Origin of the sequence: Shinella granuli, from assembly GCF_004341885.1 — a bacterium.
Taxonomy (GTDB): Bacteria; Pseudomonadota; Alphaproteobacteria; order Rhizobiales; family Rhizobiaceae; genus Shinella; species Shinella granuli.
Genome location: NZ_SLVX01000025.1, coordinates 48,728 through 67,060 on the forward strand (window position 1 = coordinate 48,728; position 18,333 = coordinate 67,060).

An 18,333-nucleotide genomic window follows, 5' to 3' on the forward strand; every position below is an offset into this window, starting at 1 on the left:
CGTCCGGTTGCTGCGCCTGCCGCCACCCCGGGCGTCCTCCACGACACGCCAGCGCACGATGGGATGCGAAGCGCCGCAGGGCCGCTCATGGCCGGTCTCCAGCGGTATTCCGGGCGACGAACAGCCCCTCGGGCTGTCCGGCGACAAGCATCTGCGGCATCGCCGGGACGGGTGAATGGGCGTCGTCCGGCGAGCGGTCCGCGGCCGCGGGATCGGCGCTGGAAGCGCCGTCATCGCGCCCGACGATGATCGCCGCCTCGCGCCAGTCGAGCGGCCGGGCGACCGTCGAACCGCTCTTCGAAGGGCGCTCGCCGCGCAGCGCGGGCGCGAGCGAAGCGACATAAGCCCGCGTCTCGGCGGGCAGCGCTCGGCCCTTCGAACGATGCTCATCGTAGCGCGCCGGGCCGGCATTGTAGGCCGCGAGCATGGCGGCGATGTCGCCATAGCGATCCCACATCTCGCGCAGGTACGCAGTACCCGCGAGGATGTTGTCGCGCGTATCGTAAGGATTGCGGCCGAGGCCGTGGCGGATGCGAAGCTCGGCCCAGGTGTCCGGCATGACCTGCATCAGACCCATCGCACCGGCCGAGGAGACGGCCCGCACGTCGCCCGCGCTCTCGGCGCGCATGACGGCGACGATCCATGCTGGCGGAATGCCGAAGCGGCGCGATGCCTCGGCGATATGCGCCGCATGCGGATGCGCGGCGACGGTGCTCGTAGGCGACACGCTTTGCGCCAGAACCGTCGGCGTTGCGGCTGGGGTGAAGAGCAGGCCGGAAAGGAGAAGAAGCGCTGAGCGCCGGACGGTGGAAAAACGTCCGGCGCAGGCGCGACATCGGGGCGCCGCCATTCAGTCCTCCTGCCGCTTCTTGGAGGGCTGGACGGTGGTGAGCACCCAGGCAGAACCATCGTCACCGGCGCGGAAGAGATTTGCGCGAAACGTGCCGCCGAGTAGCGGGCTGTAGATCGTGATCGAGACGAACTCGCCGGCCCGTTCGCCGACATGTATCCAGCCCGCGCCGATATCGAGGCCGTCTTCGTCACCGAGCAGGACGCGGTATTTCGGGGCGTTCTCGGTCTCCGAGGGTTCGGCAGGAACGAGGGTCATTTCCTCTTTGATGCCGAGCGTTCGGAACTCGCCTTCGAAGCCCGCTTCCGTGCGCGTGAACTGTCCGATCTGGGCCATGGTCATGGTCTCCTGTGCTGCGGTGGGATTGCGAAGGACGCGCGCTCACCGCGTCGGCGCGCGCCAGACGAAGCGGCCGTCGCCGTCCTCGTCGGTGAAAAGCGGGGTGGCCCGGCCGATCACCGCGGAGGCGGGAAACGGGCCGAAGTACCGGCCGTCGAGGCTGTCGGCGGCTTCGAGATTCATGAGGAAAAGTTCGCCGCCGCCGATCACGCGGCAGCCCCGCCAGACCGGCAGGTCGCGGCCACGGCTGTCGCGGTCGCGGGCCTCGCCGAGCGGAACGTCGTCGACCGTGATGGCGCGACCGTCGCGGCAAACGCGCTGTCCCGGCAAGCCGACGACGTGCTTGAGGATCGGCACGTCGCGGCCGACATAGCTGCGTTCGACCATGAAGGAGGCGAACGGCTCGGGTGGCATGACGGCGACGAGATCCGGCACTTCGATCCGCCCGGCCGGCGATACCGTGTAGAAGCCGATTGGCGCGCTTGCCGTCGCGTTCCAGATGAGTTTCAGCGGCATCGGCGTGGCGCTGGCCGCAGCGATGCCGAGCACGGCGACAGATGTCGCCGCGAGGTAGCCGAGCCGCGTCATCGCCCGATCTCCCGCCGCCGGAGCCAGGCTTGATGGCGCTCGGCCGTGTACGGGCGCGGCATCTCGCCGGCATTCATCCAGTGCGCGACGTGCCGCCAGTGATCGGGATCGGCGTCGGCGGGATCGATGCCGAGGGCCTCGATGCCGTCGACATGGCGAAGCACGTCCTCGACCTTCGGCCAGCTTTCGACCTTCAGCAGGATTTCGCCGCCAGGACGGACGAAGGGCAGCGTCTGGAACGGCTCGCCGCGGTCGACCGCGCGGACGATGTCCAGGCGCGAGATGATCGTTCCGTAGTCGTTTGCGGCCCAGCGGACGAGGCAGAAGATCGTGCCGGGCGCGAAGCCGACCACCCTGTGCCGGCGGTCGAGTTTCTGCTCATAGCTTTCGCGGCCGAACCTGATCCAGTTCTCGATGCGCTTCTCGATCCAGGTGAGCTCGACGAGCGTGGTGAAAGCGGCGGGACCGTCCGGCAACGGACGACCGCCGATGCGGAGCGCCGCATTGCCGGTCATGGTGTGTCTCCTTGGGTGTCGGGGAATTCGCGCTCGAACAGCTCGCGCAGCATGTCGGCGACCGTGACGCCGCGGCTGAAGGCGGCGATCTTGATCCGGCCGCGCAGCTCAGGCGTGATGTCGATGGTGAGCCGGGCCGTGAAGGTCACGGCTGCGCCATTGCGTGGCGGAGGCGTGTCCCCCGCTTTGACCCATCCGTCCGCATCGGCGGGGCGCTGCGCGAAGCCGCGCTTTTCGGCGGGGGCCGTCATGACGCGCCTCCGTCATGGAACGGCAGCACGGTGGCGATGCGGTCGCGTGCGCGGTCGGCCATCGTGGGGTCGATCTCGCAGCCGATATAGCGCCGGCCGGAGAGCCGGCAGGCTTCGCCGCCGGAACCCGAGCCGGCGAACCAATCGCCGACCAGGCCGCCTTCCGGGCAGCTCGTGCGGATAAGGATTTCGAGGAGCGCTGACGGCTTTTCAGTCGGGTGGATCGCGCGGCCGTGGCAGTTGCGCAGGTAGATGACCGACCGCATCAGGCGCGGCCCGCCGTCGTGGCTGACATAGTGGCCAGCATCAATCTGGCCGGTATGGGGAGGACGCTGCTTGCGTCGCACGGTCCGGGCTGTCGCGTCGGGCGTGGTCTGGACGTCGTTGTAGATGTCGCGCCACGCCGTCTCGGCGGGGTAGAATTGAACGGCCAGTTCATGCACGCGCTTGAAGCGGTCCGCATGGAAGCCGGTGCCGTTCTGCTTCTCCCAGACGATCTCCTGGGCGAGCCGCAGGCCAGCGTCGGCGAAGCGGTCGGCGGTTGCCATGAAGCTGCGCAGCGAACCGAAGACCCACATCGAGCCGGTCGGGGCAAGCGCGCCGCGCGCGAGCGCCAGCCAGCCCTCGACGCGGCGATCCCAGGCGAGCGATGTGTCCCCGTAAGGGGGATCGGCGAGGATCATGTCGAACGGGCCGCGCGCCGGCATGCGATCGCGGCAGTCTCCGGACAATATGATTTCGGGGGGAACCGTCATGGCGCGGTCCTCCCGATGCCGAGACGCTCGACCTCGGCCGCCAGTGCCGCGATCTCGCGCGCGGCGGGCGAACGCCGGTCGATGTCTGACGCGAGCCTCCCGGTCTGCGCGGCGTCGGCGAAGACGACGCGCTGGCCGATCGTTGTGGCGAGCACTGGCGGATCGTGGTCAGCCAGGGTCTCGGCCGTCTCGCGAGCGATGACGGTGCGGGCGCCGCAGCGGTTCAGCACGAAACGGGCGGTGAGCTGGGGCCGGTAGATGCGCGCCTCCGCCAGGAGCGCCAGCATCTCGGCGGAGGCCCAGCCGTCGAGCGGTGACGGCTGCACCGGGATCAGCACGAGGTCGGCGGCGAGCAGCGCGGAGCGCATGAGGCCGGCGACACGCGGCGGGCCATCGATGACAACGTGATCGACGTCTCGCGCGAGTTCCGGTGCCTCGCGATGCAGCGTATCGCGTGCCAGGCCGACGACGCCAAAGGCGCGTGGCAGGTTCTCGCGCGACCGTTGCTGCGACCAGTCGAGCGCCGAGCCCTGCGGGTCGGCGTCGATCAGGGTCACGCGCTTGCCGCGCATCGCCAGTTCGCCGGCAAGATGCAGCGCGAGCGTCGTCTTGCCGACGCCGCCTTTCTGGTTGAGAAGCGCGAAGATCATCGGCGTCCTCCCGGTGGATCGAGAGGAAGACGTGGCGTATCGGGATCAGTGGATGGAGAGGCCCCACCGCGGCGGCTTGTAGCCGTCTGTGGCGGCTCGGCCGGCGCGCTTGGCGCGCTCTTCCTGGCGGTAACGCTGAGGCTTCTGGCGGCGTCGCGGATGAGGTTTTCCACATCGCGCGCGCGCTCTTCAAGGTTAGAGTCTATGTTAGACTCTAAGTTAAGGGCGCGATTTTGTGTGGAATTTCCGTGCGTTAAACCCTGTTTGGGTTCCTGATAGCACGAGCCTCGGGTTCCCGATAGCACGATAGTTCGGGTTCCCGATAGCACGAGGCCGTCCACAGCTTGTCCACAGGCGGACAGCGGCTCGAAAGCGAGCAGCGCGCGGCCGCCGATTTCGGTTTCGAGGAACAGGGTGTAGCCGGGCAGCGGCTGGCGCCGGATGATGTCGCGCAGCTCGAAGGCGAAGCGCTTGAATGGCGACAGGCTGCCCGATTTCTGGTGAAGGTGCTGGAAGTCGAAGCGCCAGCCGGCGCGCTGGCGGCCACCGTGCTTGCGCACCAGGCGGTAGAGCCAGCGGTCGAGACCCCCCGTCAGGTCGAAATAGGTCCGGTCGATGGTCAGCACGAGCGCATCGTCGAGAACGGCCTGATAGAACCAGTCCGGCACGATCAGCTCGATGCCCTCGGGCCGACCGTTGCGGTCGGTGCGTTCCTGCCACTCGTTGATCCACGAGAAGCGATGACGGCGGCCTTCGGCAGGCTGTCGGATCGAGGTGGAAACCGTGGTCGATTGCAGGCGGTCGAGCGCGGCTTTCAGGCGCTGATAGTCGCGTGAGCTGGTGCCCCGGCCGACATAGGTGAGGATTTCATAGGGCGTTGCGGCCATCAGCCGCGAGGTCCGAAGCCCGTTATCGCGGGCTTCGACGATCTGGCTCGCTGCCCAGATCAGGATGTCGGCGTCCCAGATCGTGGCCATGCCATGATCGGGGACCGCCTCGACGCGGATCGTCACGTTGCCGGCGACGAAATCGATCGGAGCGACGCGATGGGTCTTGGAAAGAGAGAAGAAGGGATAGGCCATGAGATCCTGCGCGTCTCGTGGCGCGAAGTCGCCGGGAAGCGCACGGAACAGATCGAGCTGCCCGCGCTCCGAAAGGGATCGACGCCGCACCGCCATGAAGGAAGCCGGCCGCGGTCAGCGTGCGTAGCGGCCGACCTGCGGCCCGGAGGGAATGACGTGGCGCTTCGCCGGCAGCACGGAGCCGCGCGGATCTGACGTCGACGTCACCGCGCCGCGAGCGGCCCAGGTTTCGAGATCGTCGATGGCGTAGACGACGCGGCCGCCGAGCTTGCGGTAGGCGGGACCGGTTCCGTAGGTCCGGTGCTTTTCGAGGGTGCGGGCCGAGAGGCTGAGAAACTCGGCCGCTTCCTTGGTGCGGAGGAAGCGCGGCGGGAGAACGACGGGTTCGTGTGGCATGGATCGGGCCTCCGTGGTGGTGGGGATGGCCGTCGCGGGTCAGCGGCGGGCAACGACCACGGTGGCGGAGGGGAGCCGGCGAGTTGCAGGGCGAAGTTGGGGGGTATCGAATTCGCCCACCATGCAGGGGGCGAGACCCCGCTAGAATTGGCGGCGATGACGAAGGAGTTTCCGATAGCCGCCGGCGATCATGGCGCGGGCATCGCGCAGGAGCGTCTTGATGGCGTGGCGGGCGGACGACGCCTGCCAGTCGTCACGGTCGAGATGGTCGATCTGAAATATGACCTCGGCGATTTCCTGCTGCGTCGCGCCGGCACGATAGCCGTCGAAGGCGCGCAGCATCCGGCGCTGGCGGGCGCGCTGCTGGCGCGTCAGGCGCGTGTCCGGGGGTATGGCGCGGCCATGCAAGGCTGAGAGGAATCGATAGACGGCCTCGATCCGGTCGAAGCCGTCTATGCCGAGAGGAATGACCGCAACGGCATTTTCTTTTCCGTCGATGGCGTGGTCAATGATCTGGAGGGACTGACCGTTCGCGAGTGCTAAGCGAAATGCAGCGTCATCATCGCCCTTCGGCGACCCACGCCGCCACAGCGCGGGAGCATCGCTTGTGATACCGGACCCGAGGTCAAGGGGCGCCTCGGTGAGCATGACAACGCTTGTGTCCTCCTGCGGAAGCCAGAACACCGGCGCTTCCGGCGGAGGTGTCAGGGGGTCGACCGGGAAATCGCAACCCCCACTGCTGTCGAATTCGCACGGTCAGTGGTTCAGGCATTCCGCGAGCGGAGGCCGAAGCTTCGAAATCCGCGTCATAGGCGTCGTTACGGCGGAGCCATTCCCAGGCCAGATCGGACGCGGTCAGGCCGTCCAGATGATCATATTCCGAGGAACGCCAGATCGATGCGTCGGGTGTCATCGCTGATCCTCCCAAGTATTTGTCTAAGTCTTTGGGAGAATCACGATTCCCGTTTGGGTTGATCTGCGGAAGTCAGTCGCGCCTCAACAGGTGATGCGTCCGACGCATCACAATGGCGACCCGCGCTGGCTCTCACGAACCAGTTCGCGATAGCCGCGCTCCATCATCCACCGGGCGCGCGCCAGATGCGTATCGTGGATAGAGCGGCAGCGCTTGGGGTCGCGATCGGGATCAAGGCCGAACAGGATATGCACCGCTTCGCGCCAGTCCGCTCCGTCACGGTGGGCGTCGACCAGCCGCATGTAGAGTTTCATATGTTTGCGGTCATAAGATGTGATCGTTTCGCTGAACGGTGGTTCGTCCAGAAATGTTTGCGTCTCCTGTCCCATCGAGCCACCTTATTCCCGCGCGCCACGTCCGTTGACTATCTCGCACAGGAGATAGACCCTTTTTTTGACAAGGGTTTGGTGGCTCGGCGTCCGGCGCCGCTACCGAGAGGAATCGGTCCTGTCATGCAGGAGCAAAACTCCTTCGCCCTTGTCTGTCGAAAGGAGAACAATCCCGGCCGATTCGAGAGCCCGGCGTACTTGATCGCGAGTCGATTCGAACACTTCGAGACCGCTTTCGGATTCGAGGCGTTTCAGTGCGGTCAATGCTACTCGGGCCTTGTCAGCGAGCGTCTCCTGCGTCCAACCCAGCAACGCGCGCGCGGCCCGTGATTGTCGGGCGGTGATCATGCATGATCACCTCCCACTCGGACCTGTGCGCACTCCAGAACTACGACTAATTTAGTCGCTCTTGGCTCACTTAACCAGCATTAAATGCCTGACGGGCTGTGCAATCAGCTTTCCTGTGACGACCGATTCGGTCGTCTCGATGCATGGCCGGCCTGTCGGACGGCCGGTGTTCGCGCGCTTCGACCGAGATCCGGCCAGACCATGAAAAGCCCGGCGGCTTGCGCCGCCGGGTTTCGAGGTTCTCGCTCAGAACGGGATGTCATCGTCGTCGATGAACTTACCATCGTTGCTTTCGGTCTGCTTCGCCCGGCTCAGGAAGTCGACCGTCTCGGCGATGATCTCGCATCCGTAGCGGTCGTTGCCCTGCTGGTCGGTCCACTTCGAGTAGTGGATGCGGCCGCGAACCAGAACCTTCATGCCTTTCTCGCAATATTCCTGGATCGTCTTGCCGAGGCCGTTGAAGGCGGTGATGCGGTGCCATTCCGTGTCCTGGACCCGGTAGCCCTTCTCGTCCCGGACGACCTTGCCGTCCGAATAGCGGGGGCGCGAGGTGGCCAGCGTGAAGTGGGTGATCCGGGTGCCGCCCTGGAGCGTGCGGGTTTCGGGGGCCTGACCGATGTTGCCGGCGAGAATGACGATGTTCTGCATTGTAAGTCTCCGTTGCTTCTCGGAGGGACCATCCCTCCGACGAGACCCGGCCAAGGCCGTCGGGAGACTCCCGCAACTGCCGAAGCTTTTCGGCAGCTTGCCCCTAAGGCCCCAGGTGGAGCGGGCAGCCGCGCTCGCGCGGCAACACGGCTGGGAGCCGCCGGGGTTGCTGGCGGAAACCGAACGGACTTAGGGGATCAGTCAGTCGGAGGGATTGGTGCCTTTGAAAGCAGGAATACGGGGACGCGCAGCAGAACCATTGGCCTTGCCGGTAACAGCGACCAGGCAGGCGCACGGACCCGCACGCTCCAGGGCGACACCCGACCTTCCTCCCTTCCGGCCACCCCCGCGTCGTCGCCGTTCGGACGGACACATGGGCGGGGGAGAAGAACGAGGAGGCTTCCGGGGCTCTGAGGGCACGGAACAGCGGCGGATCACCGTCTTCGACGACGGTAGGCCCGATTCAGCCGAATTGCGAGAAAAGCATGCAGGTTTTGCTTCGTCCTTGCGTCCCCACTACGAGATGGACGGACTAACGGGTGCCGATTGCCTGCGGCATGCGGATCTCAGGCCGATGACCGATTTCCCGAGCCGGGCGAAGCAGACTGAAAGCAACGATGACAACGGCAGCGCTGACGCGACAGCCTCGACTGCGTGGGGAACCGCGACGCCCCGCGGCGTAAGCCGCCGGGTTCTTTCATGGTCGCACCAGTTCGCGGCTGTCCGATCAGCGTGAAAACAATGACAAGCCGAGGGCGTTCAGATTGATGACGGCCGCGATGCCGATGAACAGACCGGCGCTGCCGGAAAGCAGATTGAGCATCAGGCCGGGATCGATGGCGTTCTTCGCGACGCCGTGGACGAGCGCATATCCGGCGATGACGGCCGGTATGGCGAAGACGGCGAGAGCGGTCACCCGCAGAGCCGGATTCCTGGCGAAGCCGAGAACCGCGATGACGAGGCCGATCGAAAGCAATGCCGCGCCGACGGCGGCCAGTCCGGACAGGAAAATGCCAGCTCCAGCGCCCCAGGCATATTGGGCGGCCGACAGACCCACCATGAACGGTAAAGCGTAGATCGCAAGATTGTAGGCAAAGATGCAGAACGCGATCGTCAAGGAGATGGCGAGCAGGATGAGTGACATGGAAACCTCCACATGATCGGTTGAGGATCACGACAGGCTGCCTGTAGATACGCTCCGCCTGCGACTATGCTGCTGTTCCGGTTCTGCAAGGATGTTTCATAAGAGCCCTTTCCCTCTCCGATAGTCAAGTATTGGCGGCTGGAACAGCCGCAAGGCGGCGGCGCTTACGCGCCGCCGTCGAATTTCATGACCGGGATGCCGAGCTTGCGGGCCTTGTCCGCAAGGTTCTCCTGAATGCCGGTGCCGGGAAAAACGAGGACGCCGACCGGCAGGACGTCGAGCATCGCGTCGTTGCGCTTGAAGGGCGCGGCCTTGCCGTGCTTCGTCCAGTCCGGCCGGAAGGCGACCTGAGACACCTTGCGGCTATCTGCCCAGCGGGAGGCGATGAGTTCGGCTCCTTTGGGCGTGCCGCCGTGCATCAGCACCATCCCGGGGTGCTTCGCATGGACCTGATCGAGCTTTGCCCAGATCAGACGGTGATCGTTGAAGTCGGCGCCTCCGGTCAAGGCAACTTTGGGACCGGCGGGCATCATCACCTCGGTCTCGGCCCGGTGTTTCGCGGCGAGGAAATCCCGACTGTCGATCATCGCGGCGGTGAGGTTGCGATGGTTGACCATCGAGCCGGTACGGGGCCGCCAGGCGCTGCCGGTGTGGCGCTCGAAGGCTTCCGAGGCGACGTCGCGGAAGAGTTCCATGCTGTTGCGCCGCTCGATCAGGGTCTGACCTTCTGCCGTGAGGCGCTCAAGCTCTACCGACTTCACCTCGCTGCCATCCTGTTCACGCTGAAGGCGGCGCTGCGCCAGCTCGTTGTCGTCGAGATCGCGTTCGACCCGGCTCGCGGCGCGGTGGAAGAGATTGACGGTCCCCCAGAGCAACTCGTCGAGGTCGGGTTCGAGGCGGGTGTCGCCGAGCGTCGCGACGAGGGCGTCGAAGATATCCGCGACGGCGGCGGCGACGGCGGTTCCCTCCGGGAGCGGCCTCGGATCGGGTTCGTCCTGATATGGCCGCCAGCCGTAGAGCTGGAGTTCGGTGAGGAGATGATCGGTGGGGGACGAGGTGTGGTTAGGCTCGAAACCTGCGTTGTCGTCTTCGTTCATCATCGGGAGCGTCCTTTGTCTGGAGACCGCGCCCATCGCGGCCTTCGCAGGCGTCGGAAGCCCACGGGCGGACTGGACTGGCACCCTCGCGCCCTCGCGAGGGCTTCGATGGCCGGGTTCGGGCTATTTTGTTTCGCGCTGCAAAGGCGGCTGATCCGGGGTCCCCACGCGACCTGTCGCGTGGGGTGGTCAGGCGCCGGCGGAAAATAGCCCGAACGCGGCCATTGCCTGTCCGGGCCGTTTGTGGGCCGATCGCCCTCTCAGAAGGCCGTGGGCGCCGCTCTCTCCGACTTCAAAGGATGTTCGCGATGATGAATGGAGACGGCAGGTGAAGACGACTCGACCGCGCCTTGTCCCCACCGATCTCCTCACCCTTCCACGAAACGGTGGACGTCATCGGGATGAAGCTGCTCCATCAAGGTCGCCCGGAGGGCGTCGATGCCGCGCCAGCGCACATCTTCGTTGAAGTCTTCGCGCATCGGTGACACCGAAATCGCCTCGATTCCGACGCTCCTTGCTCTGGCGACCAGGCTGTCTCTTGCGTCGTCCCCGGCCGGGTCGCGATCCCGGAGGACATAGAGCCTGCGCAGCGTCGCCGGGAACAGGATGGCAGCGAGGTGAGCCGCTGAGAGCGCGGCCATCATCGGCATGTGGGGCAGAACCTGACGGGGCGACAGCACGGTCTCGATGCCTTCGCCGGCCGCGAGCACCTCACCGGCAACACCGAAGCGGACGCCATGCCCGAGAAGGTCGCCCATCGCCCGCCGCGGTGACTCGACCGGCGCCTTGCCCGAACCGTCCGGGGCGAGCCAGGTGCGGTGTGCGCCGGTCTGGATGCCGTGAAGATCGGTGACGGAAGCGACGATCGCCGGCCAGATCTCGGTGGGCGAATGCTCATCGGCCTTGTAGTAGCACCGCGGATGGTAGCGCAGCGCAGCGGTCCCGAAGAGAGAGGTGATCGCCCGCCCGTTGAGGTAGATTTCCGCGAGTGTGCCGCCGATCGGCTGCGACATGGCGAAGAGCCGCCGCGATGCTTCAGGCGAACCGACAGCGATGCTCGACGTCCTGCCGGTCGGTGTCCTCGTCCTCTCCGGTTCGGGATGCGGGAGAGCGAGGAAACGGCGCGCTTCATCGGCCACGTCCTTGAAGTCGATGAGGCCGAGCGTCTCGCGGATGACGTCGAGCAGATCGCCGTGTTCCCCCGTTGATGCGTCGGTCCATTTTCCGGCAGGACCCTTGCCAGATTCCGGCCCGGTCAACCGCACGAACATCGAGCGGCCGGGCCTGTTCTGAACATCCCCGACGACCCAGTATCGTCCGGCACGGTGGCCGGACGACAGGTAGTGTCGGCAAACCGCCTCGGCGTTCCGGCCGAGACGGGATGCCAGTTCGGAAGCATCGTGACGGGCCATCACGCAGCCTCCTTCTCGCCGATGCGCTCCACCGGCCAGCGGTCGAGCAACTTGCCGAGAACCGCGGGGCCATTGGCATCGGTCGGCACGAACATGCGCAGCTTCCACGAGATGATCTCGTGGAACAGGCCGTAGGCCGTGAGGCGCTCGCGCATCGTGTCGTCGAAGCCGGACAGCTCGATGCGGTTCGCGCCCATGACGCGAACGCGGCGAAGCTGAAGACCCTCGGCGAGGTCGAGGATAGTGCGGCCGTCCATCAGAGCGGTGAAGGCATCGTCCGGCGTAATCGCAGAAGCGCCAGCCGTGGTCGCGTTCGCGGCCCAGGCCGGCGAGACCTTGCGGCCAATGATGCGCTCGCCCTCGTCGGTCTGAAGGCGATACACTCGCGTCGAGTCGTTCGGCAGCCGCTTCCAGATGGGCAGAAGCAAGCCTGTGACCATGTGGAGCGTCGCATCGGTGAACTCGGGCACGTCGGCAATCTCGGTCTTCCATGCCGCCGCAAAGGTCTCCCCGTCAGTTTCGACCCAATGGGTCTCGGCCATCAAGCGCACCGGGATGTTGTGCGCCTCGGTCGGCCGGATCAGGCGGACACGACGCTCGACCTCGCCATCGTCGAGCATGATGCTGCTGGCGGGGATCTGAACGGCGGCGCGGCCGGAGCGCTCGTTGACGAGCAGCTTTGCGCGCGGATCGTCGAGTTCGGCGAGAGCGGCTTCGAGCGTCACCGGACGGTTGCGCTTGCGCTCGTTGATCGTGAGCAGACTGGTTTCCGCGCCGGTGCGGGGATGCGTATAGATCGTCTGGCGATCGGTGACGACGAAGCTTTCGGCACTCAGCGTCTCCAGCCCGGCGTCATAGGTGCCCGAAGCGATCGCGCCCTCGATGCGGGCGGTCAGGAGCTGTTCGAAGGCCGCGAAGAGGATGCCCTGAAGCTCGATGGTGAGCGCGAGCAGCCGGTTGAGGAACGTCGTGATCGGCGGTAGCTCGTCCTTGATGCCGGTCGAGTCCATCAGCTTCAGGCCGGTGGCGGACTCGAAGCGGTCGAGCGAGCACCCCTCGACCTTGCCGCGCACCAGCAGCATGTAGAGCTGGCGGAGTGCGTCGCGGGCGTAGTGGCTTTCCAGATTGTCCTCGGGGCGGAACAGCCCTTGACCGCCGGTCTGACGCTGGCCGCGCGTGATCGCGCCCAGCGTGTCGAGACGGCGGGCGATGGTGCTGAGAAAGCGCTTTTCAGCCTTTACATTGGTCGAGATCGGCCGGAAGAGCGGCGGCTGCGCCTGGTTGGTGCGGTGCGTCCGGCCGAGGCCCTGAATGGCGGTGTCCGCCTTCCAGCCCGCCTCGAGCAGGTAGTGCACGCGCAGGCGCGTATTCTTCGCAGACTTCTCGGCATGATAGCTGCGCCCTGTGCCGCCGGCGTCCGAGAAGACGAGCACGCGTTTCTGGTCGTCCATGAAGGCTTGCGTCTCGGCGAGATTGGCCGCTCCGGTGCGCGTCTCGACCACAAGCCGGTCAATGGTGATGCTGCTGCCGCGCTTGCGGACGATGCGGCGAGACCGGCCCGTCACCTCGGCCACCGTGTCGGTGCCAAAATGCTGGATGAGCTGGTCCAGCGCGCCAGGAACCGGCGGCAGGCTGGCGAGCTTGGCGATCAACCCATCGCGGCGCGCGACCGCCTCACGGCTTTCGACCGGCTGACCGTCCCGATAGACCGGACGCGACGACAGGTTGCCCTCGCTGTCGGTGAACGGCTCGTAGAGCTGGATCGGGAAGGAATGGGCGAGGTAGTCGAGGACATACTCGCGCGGCGTGATGTCCACGCGGACGTCGTTCCATTCCTCGGTCGGCAGCTCCGCCAGCCGCCGTTCCATCAGGGCCTCGCCAGTCGAGACGATCTGGATGACGGCCGAATGGCCCGCCTCCAGATCGGCGGCGATCGAGCGAAGCAGGGTCGGCGTCTTCATGCTCGTCAACAAGTGGCCGAAGAAGCGCTGCTTGGCGCTCTCGAAGGCCGAGCGGGCGGCGGATTTCGCCTGCTTGTTGAGCGTGCCCGAACCGCCTTCGCCGCCGCCAGTGATGTTGGCGGCCTGCATCGCCGCATCGAGATTGTTATGGATGATGGCAAAGGCGCCGGCATAGGCGTCGTAAATGCGAACCTGCTGAGGCGTCAGTTCGTGCTCGATGAGCTCGTATTCGACGCCGGCGAAGGAGAGCGAACGGGCGGTGTAGAGGCCGAGCGCGCGCAGGTCGCGGGCGAGCACCTCCATCGCCGCCACGCCGCCGGCCTCGATCGCCTCGACGAACTCGGCGCGGGTGGCGAAGGGGAAATCCTCGCCGCCCCACAGGCCGAGCCGCTGGGCATAGGCGAGATTGTGAACGGTGGTCGCGCCGGTGGCGGAGACATAGACGACGCGGGCATTCGGAAGCGCGTGCTGGAGGCGCAGGCCGGCGCGGCCCTGCTGCGATGCTGCGACGTCACCGCGTTCTCCCTTGCCCCCAGCGGCGTTCTGCATGGCATGCGCCTCGTCGAAAATGATCACTCCATCGAAGTCGGAGCCAAACCATTCGACGATTTGCCTGACCCTGGAAACCCTCTCTCCGCGGTCGTCGGAGCGCAGCGTGGCATAGGTTAAAAATAGGATGCCCTCGCTCAGAGTGATCGGCTTGCCCTGCGGGAACCGCGACAACGGCGTGACCAGCAGGCGCTCCATGCCGAGCGCGCTCCAGTCGCGTTGAGCGTCCTCGATCAGCTTGTCCGACTTCGAGATCCAGACGGCTTTACGGCGTCCCTGGAGCCAGTTGTCGAGGATGATCGCAGCCGACTCCCGGCCTTTGCCGACGCCGGTGCCGTCGCCGATCATGAAGCCCTGGCGTAGCCGGACGGCGTCCTTGGCATCCTCGGACGCAGCGGTCAGCTTGTCGAGGGTGTCGTCGACCGTCCACGCACCGGCGAGGAAATCCGAATGCGCCTCGCCGGCATAGATCACCGTTTCGAGCTGGGCATCGGACAGGAGATCGACGACGTTCGCCGGCAGCGTCGGGCGATAGCTCGGCTTCGGCGGGGCGACGCTCGCCATGGCCGCCGATTGCACGAGCTGGGTCGGATGGGCCTGAGCCCCGGAAATCCGGATGGTCTGAAGCCCGTATTCCTCATAGATCGCATCGGAAAGGCGACCGGCATCCGCCGGCTTCCAGTCGATGGTATCATAGGCGAGCGGAGCGCCTTCCGGCTCGGCATGCGCCATGGCGGGCGCGGCCCTGGCCGCCCGGTTGACATAGGCGCGAACGGTGCGAGGCGCGACCACAGGCACGGAGACGGCCGGATCGACCGACAGGCGCGCCGGGAGGTGCTCGGCCAGCCATCCGAGCAGAGTGGCCACATCCGGCGCGACGCCGGGCGCAGCGGGGAACACGGATGGATCTTCAGCCGGCAGCTTGTCGATGACGGTCAGCCGGGTCGGAAAGGTCGTGCCGTGCTTCGCATAGACCGAGCCGTCGATCGCTGCGGAAAAGACGACGCGACCACGTTCCTGGAGCCGACCATAGGCTGTTGACCAGGCAGGAGCGTCGGGAGCGAAATTCGCGCCGGTGATGGTGACGAGACGGCCGCCGGGAGCGAGACGCGAGAGCGCCGAGGCGACATGGCGGAAAGCGGCATCGGCCATCCGGCCTTCAACATTCGCCATGACCGAGAATGGCGGGTTCATCAGCACGACGGACGGCAGAATGCCGGTGTCGAGATGATCGTCGATCTGCGCCGCGTCGAAGCGGGAGATGGACAGGGCCGGAAAGAGAAGAGACAGGAGGACGGCGCGGGTTTCCGCAAGCTCGTTGAGAACGAGCGCGCCGCCGGCGATCTCGGCCAGGATGGCGAGGAGCCCGGTCCCGGCCGACGGCTCCAGCACACGGTCGGCCGAGGTGATGGCCGCCGCCGTCACGGCCGCGAGGCAGAGCGGGATCGGAGTCGAGAATTGCTGGAAGGACTGGGCTTCCTCCGAGCGGCGCGTATGCGTCGGCAGCAGGCCAGCGATCTTGGCAAGCTGCGGCAGGACCGTCGCCGGAGATGCGGATTTACGGAAAAGCGCCTTGCCGTATTTGCGCAGGAAAAGAACGGTCGCGGCCTCGCAGGCGTCATAGGCCGTTTTCCAGTTCCAGGCGCCGGTCGCATCGGAAGCACCGAAGGCAGATTCCATCGCCCCGCGCAGTATGGCGGCATCGATGCGCTGACCGCGTTCGAGGTGAGGCAGGAGGAGCTGCGCCGCGGCGAAGACGGCGGCAGGGATGTCGGTGTCAGGGACAAGCGAAAGCGGCGCGGTGGCGGATGCCGCCGCAGGCGTGGAAATCATATTCATGGAAGAAGCCTCGGGAGAGCGGGACAGAATCGAGCCCGCGCAGCGCTCTCTCTCGACCGCACAGGCTCACATCCGTCCCGGCCTCGCTCTCACTCTCATGCCATCGGCCAAAATCGCCGAAAGCCGCCGATAGCGGCCCACGGTGCTCAGGCTTCACCTCGTCGCGGCGACGACTTTAGATGGGCGGAAGGGTGAGTGGTAGCGTGGCCGGCCCTGTTCGCTGAGCGGACCATTGCAAACATAACAAGAGCGCCCCGCCTGAAGACGGGGCGCTCAAGTGGCATCAGCCAAACCTGCGGCCTGTTTCGGTAAAGGTGTATTCGTTGGCGACAATCGTCTCATCGACCGCCCCGTCCGATGACAGGTAATCGTATTCGCGCTCCAACTGCCGATAGAGCCAGCGGGCCAGATCGCGCAGCGCCTCGGTGACGATCTCCTCGGCATCGGTGGTCATGTCCTGATACGTCGGACTGTTGCGCTCGACCGAGATCGACATGCAATACTCGTGATAATAATGACCGCGATGGCTGACCTCGGCGCGAAGCTGGTAGAAGTTGCGGCGTTGGATCGCCAGCAAGGTATCGGCGATCTCATGCAGCTTCGTGTCCATCGGCGCATACGATCGAATCTCGGCTGGAGCATTCCTCCTATAGGAATAATAGCATTCGAACGATGCGCCATCGCCCTGAGACCAGAACCCCGTAAAGGCGATACGAGGCTCCTGACGTGTGCCGCCGCCCATGAGGCGGACGGTGCGGGTCTTGAAGCGGATTCCGAGGATTTCCGCGATCTGCTGGAAATCCTCATAAACAGAATCGTACCAGTCGTAGTCGAAGCCGCCTTCGCGATACCAGGCGCGGGCCTTGTCCTTCGCGGCATCGGAAAGCTCGTCGAGCCGATAGACCGTGGTTTCGATGATCTCAGGCATCGGGATCACCCCCATCCAGCACTTCGGCAAGCCAGCCGTCGGTATAGGTCCAGGCGACGGTTTCCCCTGTAGCGAGATCGAGCACATGAGCGCCGCCGCCGAAGCCGTCGACGCGCGGCTTCGAGCAGGCGTTGGCATACTGAAACCCCCAGCGGCCGGTCAGTCCGAATTCCGCGGCGCAACGCTTCACAAACTGAATCAGGCGCTCCGGGTCGCCGGTGATGTCAACGCGCATCCAGAGTTTCGTGCTGCCATGCTCGGGCTGGATCGACAGGAGGAAACCGTCGGACGGCGGCTCTTCCGAAGCGCCTTCTTCGGAAAGCTGATTGTAGAGATCGAGGGCGCGAGCGGCGTTGTCGGGCGTCCCGACGTCGAGCAGGCAGGAAAAATGGGTGAAGTAGTTGGCCATGTCGGGCTCCTGAAACGACAAAGCCTGGCGCGCGGCCGGGCCGATTGAAGGAAGTGGGTGATCGGGTCAGGCCGCTGGCCCGTGTTGGCCGTCAGGATCGCGGGCGCCGGCAATGATTGCCTCTCCGCGTGCGACGGCCCAGGCGGCGCGGCCAATCCATTCGTCCGACGACGCACGCGCGCTCTGCACATCCGCGAGCAGCAGCTTCAGAAGGCCGAGAAGGATTTCGAAGTGCTGCGCCTTGCGTTCGATCGCTTTTCCGAACTGGGATGGAATCGCAATTGGTGATCCAGCGTAGGCGGCGTCGCGACCCTGCCAGATGCCGGAGACGAAGGTCTCTCCAGCGCTCTCGTAGCTCAGCTTTTCGCCATCCCAGTTGTCGTCGTCGATAGCGAGCCGGCAAGCCTCCGCGACGGTTTTCGCGGAATAGGTTCGATGCCGGTAGGCAGGCAAATGGTAGCTCGTTTCGATCGTGAAGTTGGGCATGTCAGCCTCCTGAAACGACAAAGCCCGGCGCGAGGCCGAGCTGATTGAAGGAAGGAAATGGCATCAGGCCGCCTGCGGCAGCCGGAGCAGCTCGGCGGCGGTCTCGCGCCAAAGCGGATCGATCAACCGCGCTTCCAGCAACGCCGCTCCGAATCGCAGGACGCGGGCCGCCGCATGATCGCCCCGGCCTGAGGCAGCGAAGGCCATGCCGCGCTTTCGGCTGGCTTCGATGACGATACGACGGGCCTCGCTGTCGTTGGCAACCGGCTGCTGCCAGAGGATGATCCCGGCACGGATTTCGCCGGCGAGAACCAGGCCGAGCGCGCTGTCCTGAATGACGATCAGGCGCGGCTCGAAGCGCAATGCGGTGTCTTCGCCGGGGCCGAGGTTGCCGCGTGAAACGCGAAGCGCGGCAAGAGCGATGGCGGCTTCCGGCGATGCAGCTTCGCCAAGCGAGACGCTTCGATCGCGATAATCGGCATCGGTGGCTCCGGCATAGCTGACTGTGCCGAGACAGGAGATGCGCAGCGGCAGCTTCTGCGTCCGCTGAAATCCGGGCAGCACCCGATCGGCGAGAATCCGCCCGATCGGGGCGCAGTTGGGTTGGCTGGCATGGGTCATCGGGATCTCTCCGCGACGGGCGCTGAGAGCCTTCTCTCAGCATCCAACCCGTCACGGCCAAAGGCCCGTCCTCTTCCTCTCTTGCCGAAGGCGACCGCCTTGGCGCCGTTTCCGGCGATGGGCCGACCATCGCAAGGCGGAAGGCCCGGACGCCTCCTGAGCG

22 protein-coding genes are annotated in these 18,333 nt (G+C 65.7%); all 22 read right to left on the bottom strand.

The window, feature by feature from the left end; all coding sequences use genetic code 11:
- Positions 1-85: 85 nt before the first annotated feature.
- A complete protein-coding gene (locus tag EV665_RS26735) occupies positions 86-850 on the bottom strand; it encodes a lytic transglycosylase domain-containing protein (RefSeq protein WP_133036413.1) in 765 nt (254 codons plus the stop codon).
- Positions 851-1,186, bottom strand: coding sequence for a DUF736 domain-containing protein (locus EV665_RS26740; protein WP_133036414.1), 336 nt, complete (start codon positions 1,184-1,186; stop codon positions 851-853).
- A gap of 45 nt (positions 1,187-1,231) precedes the next feature.
- A complete protein-coding gene (locus EV665_RS26745; RefSeq protein WP_133036415.1) occupies positions 1,232-1,777 on the bottom strand; it encodes a S26 family signal peptidase in 546 nt (181 codons plus the stop codon).
- Positions 1,774-2,292 carry a DUF2840 domain-containing protein gene (locus EV665_RS26750; protein WP_133036416.1) on the bottom strand — a complete coding sequence of 173 codons (519 nt, stop codon included), beginning with the start codon at positions 2,290-2,292 and terminating at the stop codon, positions 1,774-1,776. Before EV665_RS26750 ends, EV665_RS26745 begins: the two co-directional genes overlap by 4 nt.
- Entirely contained in the window at positions 2,289-2,543 is a 255-nt protein-coding gene (locus EV665_RS26755; RefSeq protein WP_133036417.1) for a hypothetical protein, read from the bottom strand. Before EV665_RS26755 ends, EV665_RS26750 begins: the two co-directional genes overlap by 4 nt.
- On the bottom strand, positions 2,540-3,298 hold the full coding sequence (locus EV665_RS26760) for a DNA-methyltransferase (protein ID WP_133036418.1): 759 nt from the start codon (positions 3,296-3,298) through the stop codon (positions 2,540-2,542). Before EV665_RS26760 ends, EV665_RS26755 begins: the two co-directional genes overlap by 4 nt.
- Complete coding sequence (gene parA / locus EV665_RS26765; RefSeq protein ID WP_133036419.1) at positions 3,295-3,948, bottom strand: ParA family partition ATPase; 654 nt, start codon at positions 3,946-3,948, stop codon at positions 3,295-3,297. The genes EV665_RS26760 and parA overlap by 4 nt, the downstream gene beginning before the upstream one ends.
- Entirely contained in the window at positions 3,945-5,126 is a 1,182-nt protein-coding gene (locus EV665_RS26770; RefSeq protein WP_133036420.1) for a replication initiator protein A, read from the bottom strand. Before EV665_RS26770 ends, parA begins: the two co-directional genes overlap by 4 nt.
- An 18-nt stretch (positions 5,127-5,144) precedes the next feature.
- Positions 5,145-5,426: a helix-turn-helix transcriptional regulator gene (locus EV665_RS26775; RefSeq protein ID WP_133036421.1), complete on the bottom strand. Its 282-nt coding sequence runs from the start codon at positions 5,424-5,426 to the stop codon at positions 5,145-5,147.
- A gap of 141 nt (positions 5,427-5,567) precedes the next feature.
- Positions 5,568-6,110 carry a DUF2285 domain-containing protein gene (locus tag EV665_RS26780; RefSeq protein ID WP_245507843.1) on the bottom strand — a complete coding sequence of 181 codons (543 nt, stop codon included), beginning with the start codon at positions 6,108-6,110 and terminating at the stop codon, positions 5,568-5,570.
- The gene (locus tag EV665_RS32925) at positions 6,052-6,339 is read right to left on the bottom strand and encodes a transcriptional regulator domain-containing protein (RefSeq protein WP_133036423.1); all 288 of its coding nucleotides are present in this window, start codon (positions 6,337-6,339) and stop codon (positions 6,052-6,054) included. Before EV665_RS32925 ends, EV665_RS26780 begins: the two co-directional genes overlap by 59 nt.
- A gap of 107 nt (positions 6,340-6,446) precedes the next feature.
- The gene (locus EV665_RS26790) at positions 6,447-6,728 is read right to left on the bottom strand and encodes a DNA -binding domain-containing protein (RefSeq protein WP_133036424.1); all 282 of its coding nucleotides are present in this window, start codon (positions 6,726-6,728) and stop codon (positions 6,447-6,449) included.
- Positions 6,729-6,827: 99 nt separating this feature from the next.
- The gene (locus EV665_RS26795) at positions 6,828-7,076 is read right to left on the bottom strand and encodes a helix-turn-helix domain-containing protein (RefSeq protein ID WP_133036425.1); all 249 of its coding nucleotides are present in this window, start codon (positions 7,074-7,076) and stop codon (positions 6,828-6,830) included.
- 246 nt (positions 7,077-7,322) lie between these two features.
- Entirely contained in the window at positions 7,323-7,724 is a 402-nt protein-coding gene (locus tag EV665_RS26800; RefSeq protein WP_036742963.1) for a single-stranded DNA-binding protein, read from the bottom strand.
- Between the two features lie 727 nt (positions 7,725-8,451).
- On the bottom strand, positions 8,452-8,868 hold the full coding sequence (locus EV665_RS26805; protein WP_133036426.1) for a hypothetical protein: 417 nt from the start codon (positions 8,866-8,868) through the stop codon (positions 8,452-8,454).
- Positions 8,869-9,032: 164 nt separating this feature from the next.
- Entirely contained in the window at positions 9,033-9,968 is a 936-nt protein-coding gene (locus EV665_RS26810; protein WP_133036427.1) for a DUF2493 domain-containing protein, read from the bottom strand.
- Positions 9,969-10,333: 365 nt separating this feature from the next.
- On the bottom strand, positions 10,334-11,377 hold the full coding sequence (locus EV665_RS26815) for a DUF7146 domain-containing protein (RefSeq protein ID WP_133036428.1): 1,044 nt from the start codon (positions 11,375-11,377) through the stop codon (positions 10,334-10,336).
- Positions 11,377-15,726 carry a strawberry notch-like NTP hydrolase domain-containing protein gene (locus tag EV665_RS26820; RefSeq protein ID WP_133036429.1) on the bottom strand — a complete coding sequence of 1,450 codons (4,350 nt, stop codon included), beginning with the start codon at positions 15,724-15,726 and terminating at the stop codon, positions 11,377-11,379. The genes EV665_RS26815 and EV665_RS26820 overlap by 1 nt, the downstream gene beginning before the upstream one ends.
- Positions 15,727-16,009: 283 nt before the next feature.
- Positions 16,010-16,654 (bottom strand): antitoxin of toxin-antitoxin stability system, encoded by a 645-nt coding sequence (locus EV665_RS26825; RefSeq protein ID WP_133036430.1) that lies wholly within the window; start codon positions 16,652-16,654, stop codon positions 16,010-16,012.
- The gene (locus EV665_RS26830; protein ID WP_133036431.1) at positions 16,647-17,063 is read right to left on the bottom strand and encodes a hypothetical protein; all 417 of its coding nucleotides are present in this window, start codon (positions 17,061-17,063) and stop codon (positions 16,647-16,649) included. The genes EV665_RS26825 and EV665_RS26830 overlap by 8 nt, the downstream gene beginning before the upstream one ends.
- A 66-nt stretch (positions 17,064-17,129) precedes the next feature.
- Positions 17,130-17,549 carry a hypothetical protein gene (locus EV665_RS26835; protein WP_133036432.1) on the bottom strand — a complete coding sequence of 140 codons (420 nt, stop codon included), beginning with the start codon at positions 17,547-17,549 and terminating at the stop codon, positions 17,130-17,132.
- A gap of 63 nt (positions 17,550-17,612) precedes the next feature.
- On the bottom strand, positions 17,613-18,170 hold the full coding sequence (locus tag EV665_RS26840; RefSeq protein ID WP_133036433.1) for a hypothetical protein: 558 nt from the start codon (positions 18,168-18,170) through the stop codon (positions 17,613-17,615).
- Positions 18,171-18,333: the final 163 nt, after the last annotated feature.